Source organism: Stenotrophomonas sp. 3diitr2024 (assembly GCF_042136455.1).
GTDB classification, from domain to species: Bacteria; Pseudomonadota; Gammaproteobacteria; order Xanthomonadales; family Xanthomonadaceae; genus Stenotrophomonas; species Stenotrophomonas sepilia.
In genome coordinates this window covers 1-6,161 of sequence record NZ_JBHHMJ010000172.1, presented here as the reverse complement: position 1 = coordinate 6,161, position 6,161 = coordinate 1, and the positions used below count along the sequence as shown (strand labels likewise).

Below are 6,161 nucleotides of genomic sequence, written 5' to 3'. Positions count from 1 at the left end.
TTCTCGATGCGGCCCTGCGCGTTGGCAGCCTGGTAATCGAACAGTGCCATGCAGGCCTCAATCGTCGCCGGTGACGCGCAGGATCTCTTCCAGCGTGGTCACCCCGCTGTCGACCCAGCGCTGGCCGTCCTGCCGAAGGTTCATGAGGTTGCCGGTGCATGGGGTCAGATCCCTTTTCCACAGGAAAAGGGATCTGACCCCGAGCCGGTCAATCGCCGTCGGTTTCGTCCGGGTGGGCCTTCCAGTAGCCGGTGGAACGAATCCAGTCGCGCGGCACGCCCAGGTGGCCTTCGATGAACTTGCGCATCATCCGTGCGCGGCGCGATTCGGTGGCGATCCAGTAGAAGACATCGCCGTCCGGGGCCTCGAAGTCGGTCAGCATGTCTTCCAGCAGCGTACTGCTGGCCGCCGGGAAGCCGTTGCGCTCCAGCCAGTGGATGCGCACGTTCTCGTACTGCGGCAGGTCCTGGCGCTCGGTCTCGTCGCGCACTTCGATGAAGGCCTGCACCTCGGCACTGTCCGGCAGCACGTCCAGCCAGCGGGCGATGGCCGGCAGTGCGGTTTCATCGCCGATCAGCACGTAGGCGTCGTAAGTGTCGGCCACCACGAACGAGCCGCGCGGGCCGCCGATCACCAGCATGTCGCCCGGCTGTGCGCGTTCGGCCCACGGCCCGGCCACGCCCTGGTCGTGCAGCACGAAGTCGATGGCCAGCTCGCCGGCTTCGTGGTCCCACCAGCGCGGGGTGTAGTCGCGCGAGGGCGAAGGCACCTTGCCTTCCGGGTAGCTGCGGCCTTCGGCGGTCAGCACCGGCAGCACCATCTCGCCCGCAGCGTTGGGGAAGAACAGCTTGATGTGGTCGTCGGCGCCGGGCGAATCGAAGCCGGCCAGGTCGTCGCCACCCAGCACCACGCGGCGCATGTGCGGGGTGACCTCTTCAGTGCGCAGCACGGTCAGTTCACGGAAGCGCACATCCAGGCGCAGGCGCGTGTTGTTGTGTTCGGTCATGGGGGTTACCTGTAAAGGTGTCGCGCGGGCGCGCGGCGTAGGGGAGACCTGGCTGGCGTCAGTCTGGCTGGGTCGTTGAAATCGGTGGTTGCTCGCTACCGACCGTACCGTTGAGCAGGGCCGAGGCCCGCGTCAGCAGCGCCGCCACTTCGTCCGCCTCGCCCTCGGCCCAGCGGCCGTGGTGATGCACCAGCGCCCGCTTGAACTCGCGCAGGGCAGTGGCCAGCGGCGGCGGCAGCGAGGCCTTGGTGATCTCGCGGGCACGGTCGAAGGCACGTCGCTGCGCCAGGCGTACCTGGGTGCGCTGCACCTTCAGCTCGAACTCGCCGGCAGCGGTGATGCGGAAGATCCGCTTGCCATCCACTTCCTCGGCCTCGATCCAGCCGGCCTGCTCGAAGCTGGCCAGCAGCGGGTACATGGTGCCGGCGCTGGGCGTGTAGGCCTGCATGAACTGGTTGCTGATCAGCTGCATCAGCTCGTAACCATGGCGCGGCTGCTCGCCGATCAGGGCCAGCACCAGCAGGCGCAGGTCGCCGCGGCTGAGGACGCGCGGCTGGCCGTTGCGGCGCGGCACATCCGGATCGGTGGAACGGGCTCTGGCAGAAGCGGTACGGCTCATTTCGATATATCGGTAAACGAGTATGCAAACGATATATCGATATGTCGAAAGCGACAACATCCGATCCGGCCACAAGCAGGTGCAATTTGGGCCACGGACCTTCGTGCGCACAGCAAAAGGGGCGCCCCCTGCGAGGCGCCCCGGCGATGCTGTGGAAGGGAGCAGGGCCATCGGGCCCATCACTCGCGACCCACCCTGGGCCCGCGACTGGCAGCGATCCAGAGGCAGGTGCGACATGTTGTCGCCGGTTCAGAACCGCTGCCCGGCGCCCACCTACGGCGGTTCCGGAGTTGCCCTACAACCGTCATCGGCAGCAGTAACACTGCGTCCTGCGCATGGGCGCAGCGGCCGCAAGCGACAGCCCGCGCCGCCGCCAAGGCCCGCCGCAGGGCCATCAGCGGGCCCGGCAAGCCCCTTGCGGACACTGGCCGGTTGCATCCATACGCCTGCGTAGCCAAGTGACGAAAGCCCTTGGTGCGCTACACTTTGCGGTCTAGAAATCTATACAACAGTCGCGCGCGTGCGTGCGGTTATGGGAGCGCTAATGAACTGGTTGAACGAGGTGCTGAACAACGACCCGAATCCTGTGGAAACCCAGGAGTGGATCGAGTCGTTGAAGGCCGTTATTGATGTCGAGGGCTCCGAGCGCGCGCATCAGCTGCTGGAAGGCATGGTGGAACTGACCCGTCGTTCGGGCGCCTACCTGCCGTTCTCTCCCACCACCGAATACGTCAACACCATCGAACCGCAGTTCGAGGCCAAGAGCCCGGGCAATGCCGAGCTGGAATGGCGCATCCGTTCGATCATCCGCTGGAACGCGATGGCCACCGTGGTGCGCGCCAACCGCAAGCCGGGTGACCTGGGCGGCCACATCGCCTCGTTCGCCTCCGGCGCCACCCTGTACGACGTGGGCTTCAACCACTTCTGGCGCGCCCCGAGCGAAAACCACCCGGGCGACCTGCTGTTCATCCAGGGCCACAGCGCCCCGGGCATCTACGCACGTTCCTTCCTGGAAGGCCGCATCAGCGAAGAGCAGCTGGACAAGTTCCGCATGGAAGTGGACGGCGGTGGCCTGTCCTCGTACCCGCACCCGTGGCTGATGCCGGACTACTGGCAGACCCCGACCGTGTCGATGGGCCTGGGCCCGCTGGCCGCCATCTACCAGGCGCAGTTCATGCGCTACCTGGAAAACCGTGGCCTGATCGAGAAGTCCGACCGCAAGGTGTGGTGCTTCATCGGCGACGGCGAGAGCGACGAGCCGGAAACCCTGGGTGCCATCGCCCTGGCCGGCCGTGAAGGCCTGGACAACCTGATCTTCGTGGTGAACTGCAACCTGCAGCGCCTGGACGGCCCGGTGCGCGGCAACGGCAAGATCATCCAGGAACTGGAAGGCGTGTTCCGTGGCGGCGGCTGGAACGTGATCAAGCTGCTGTGGGGCGGTTACTGGGATGCCCTGCTGGCCAAGGACACCAACGGCGTCCTGAAGAAGCTGATGATGGAAACCGTTGACGGCGAGTACCAGAACTGCAAGGCCTTCGGCGGCGCGTATACCCGCGAGCATTTCTTCGGCAAGTACCCGGAAACCGCCGCGATGGTGGCCGGCCTGAGCGACGACGACATCTGGCGCCTGAACCGTGGTGGCCACGACCCGCACAAGGTGTACGCCGCCTACCACCAGGCCGTGAACACCAAGGGCATGCCGACCGTCATCCTGGCCAAGACCGTGAAGGGTTACGGCATGGGCAGCGCCGGTGAAGCGCTGAACCCGACCCACCAGACCAAGAAGCTGGACGACGAAGCGGTGCGCCACTTCCGCGACCGCTTCAACATTCCGGTGACCGACGCGCAGCTGGCCGATGGCCAGGTGCCGTTCTACCACCCGGGCCCGGATTCGCCGGAAGTGCAGTACCTGCAGGAACGCCGTGCCGCTCTGGGTGGTTACCTGCCGCAGCGCCGCCGCAAGGCCGACAAGACCTTCGTGGCGCCGAAGCTGGAAGCCTACGAGCGCCTGCTGAAGAGCAGCGGCGAGCGCAGCTACTCCACCACCATGGCCTTCGTGCAGAGCCTGAACATCACCCTGCGCGACAAGGAACTGGGCCCGCACATCGTGCCGATCGTGGCCGACGAAGCCCGTACCTTCGGCATGGAAGGCCTGTTCCGCCAGATCGGCATCTACGCGCCGTTCGGCCAGAAGTACAAGCCGGTCGACGCCGACCAGCTGATGTTCTACCGCGAAGACCAGAGCGGCCAGGTGCTGCAGCAGGGCATCAGCGAGCCGGGTGCGATCAGCTCGTGGATGGCCGCCGGTACCAGCTACTCGGTCAGCAACGTGCCGATGCTGCCGTTCTACATCTACTACAGCATGTTCGGCTTCCAGCGCGTGGGCGACATCGCCTGGCAGGCAGCGGACATGCGTACCCGCGGCTTCCTGCTGGGTGGCACCGCCGGCCGCACCACGCTGAACGGTGAAGGCCTGCAGCACGAAGATGGCTTCAGCCATCTGGTGGCCGGTGGCATTCCGAACGTGCGCAGCTACGACCCGACCTTCGGCTTCGAAGTGACGGTGATCCTGCAGCACGGCACCAAGCGCATGATGGAAGACCAGGTGGACGAGTATTACTACGTCACCCTGATGAACGAGAACTACACCCACCCGGAAATGCCGGAAGGCGCGGCCGAAGGCATCGTCAAGGGCATGTACCTGCTGACCGACGCAGGCAAGCCGAAGAAGGGCGAGCTGCGCGTGCAGCTTTTGGGCTCCGGCACCATCCTGCGCGAAGCCATTGCCGCGGCCGAGCTGCTGGACAAGGACTTCGGCGTGACCGCCGACATCTGGAGCTGCCCGAGCTTCAACGAACTGCGTCGCGATGGTTTCGACGTGGAACGTGCCAACCGCCTGCATCCGGAAGGTGAGCAGCGCAAGGCCTACGTGACCGAGCTGCTGGAAGGTCGCCAGGGCCCGGCGATTGCCGCCACCGACTACGTGCGTGCGTATGCGGACCAGATCCGTGCGTTCGTGCCGATGTCGTACACGGTGCTGGGTACGGATGGTTTCGGTCGTTCGGATACGCGTGCGAACCTGCGCCGGTTCTTTGAGGTGGATCGCTACTACATCGCGCATGCCGCGATTGCGGCGCTGGCGAAGGAAGGGAAGATGACCGCGAAGGATGTGGCTCGGGCGATCAAGCAGTACAAGATTGATCCGGAGAAGGCTAATCCTGTTGGGGTTTGATTGAATCGTATTTGAGCAATAGAAAAAGGGCGGTGCAACCGCCCTTTTTCTTGAACAATCTCCCACGCGCTGTTTTGGTGGATAGAAATGAAGATAAAGCAAGTAGCTCTCTACAATTATAAGTCACACCGAAAGCTCGACTTGAGCTTTGAGAGTGATGTTACGATCATCTCAGGCAATAATGGCGAGGGTAAGTCAAGCGTTCTCGGAGCGATCCGAGATGTGTTCGGTCGAATTCACACTAAGCTTCCGGGGCTTGTCGGTATATCACCCAAACTTGGAGACGTTCGAATTCAGTCGACTACAAAGCTGAGTGAGGGACTACATGTTTGGGCCCAGATTGATATATCCAGGGAAAACGCCTCGCTCGACTCTGATGAAGGATTGAATGATGGTGTCATCGAGGTCTCCCGCACGCGACTACGAGATAGAGCGCCTGAAACAGTTTCGTCCTTGGCTGATCAGCTGGCGGTCGGTCATGTAGTTGGCACGAAAAATCTGGATGGATTCATAGATAGGATCATCTCGGCAGATGCGCGAGGCGAGGCGTACCTGATGCCCGTCGTAGCTTATTACGGGACTGATAGGGCAGTATTTGATACCCCGCTGCGTCGCCGAAATTTCAAAACCCATTTTCCACGCTTTGATGGTTTAAATGGTTCTCTCAGCTCGAACTCTAACTTTAAGCGTGTCTTCGAATGGTTTCACGCCAAAGAAACTGAAGAGAGTCTTAGGCAGAAGAAACTTCGTTCATTTGATTATCTTGATCCCGAACTTAGCGCTGTTCGGGAAGCTATTGAGAGATTTATGCCGGGATTCCGCGATCCCAGGACTGTTCTTAGGCCGCTCAGGTTTGTGGTCGATAAGGCCGAAGGCAATTCAATAAGAACTTTTGAGCTTAATCAGCTCAGTGACGGGCATCGAACGTGTCTCGCGATGGTGGTTGATTTGGCATGCCGAATGGTCGAGTCAAATCCATCAGACGTACTCGCCAATCCTCTGGAGGCTGAGGCGGTTGTACTAATTGATGAGGTCGATTTGCATCTACATCCATCTTGGCAGCAAGTGATAATTCCAGATCTTCTGAGAGTGTTTCCAAATACTCAGTTCGTAATAACGACTCATAGTCCTCAGGTCATGAGTAGTGTGGAAAGCCGTTGCATAAGAAAGTTGGTTGTCGACGAGGAGGAAACTAGGGTTCTAATTCCGAGTTTTGCGCTTGGTGCGAGAAGTGTTGACGTTATGGAGGACGTCCAGGAGGTTGACGCGAGGCCTCCCAACGCGATAACCGCAAAGCTGGATCG

4 protein-coding genes are annotated in these 6,161 nt (G+C 61.8%); 2 read left to right on the top strand and 2 right to left on the bottom strand.

Annotation, left to right across the window (positions count from 1 at the left end; genetic code table 11):
• Positions 1 to 208: 208 nt before the first annotated feature.
• The gene (locus ABGA94_RS04115) at positions 209 to 1,006 is read right to left on the bottom strand and encodes a siderophore-interacting protein (protein WP_119706036.1); all 798 of its coding nucleotides are present in this window, start codon (positions 1,004 to 1,006) and stop codon (positions 209 to 211) included.
• Positions 1,007 to 1,064: 58 nt separating this feature from the next.
• Positions 1,065 to 1,625: a PadR family transcriptional regulator gene (locus ABGA94_RS04110; RefSeq protein ID WP_070490037.1), complete on the bottom strand. Its 561-nt coding sequence runs from the start codon at positions 1,623 to 1,625 to the stop codon at positions 1,065 to 1,067.
• 544 nt (positions 1,626 to 2,169) lie between these two features.
• On the opposite strand from ABGA94_RS04110, the gene aceE reads away from it, so the two are divergent.
• On the top strand, positions 2,170 to 4,857 hold the full coding sequence (aceE, locus tag ABGA94_RS04105) for a pyruvate dehydrogenase (acetyl-transferring), homodimeric type (RefSeq protein WP_012478970.1): 2,688 nt from the start codon (positions 2,170 to 2,172) through the stop codon (positions 4,855 to 4,857).
• A gap of 87 nt (positions 4,858 to 4,944) precedes the next feature.
• A partial coding sequence (locus ABGA94_RS04100) for an AAA family ATPase (protein ID WP_375366468.1) occupies positions 4,945 to 6,161 on the top strand: 1,217 nt, incomplete at its 3' end.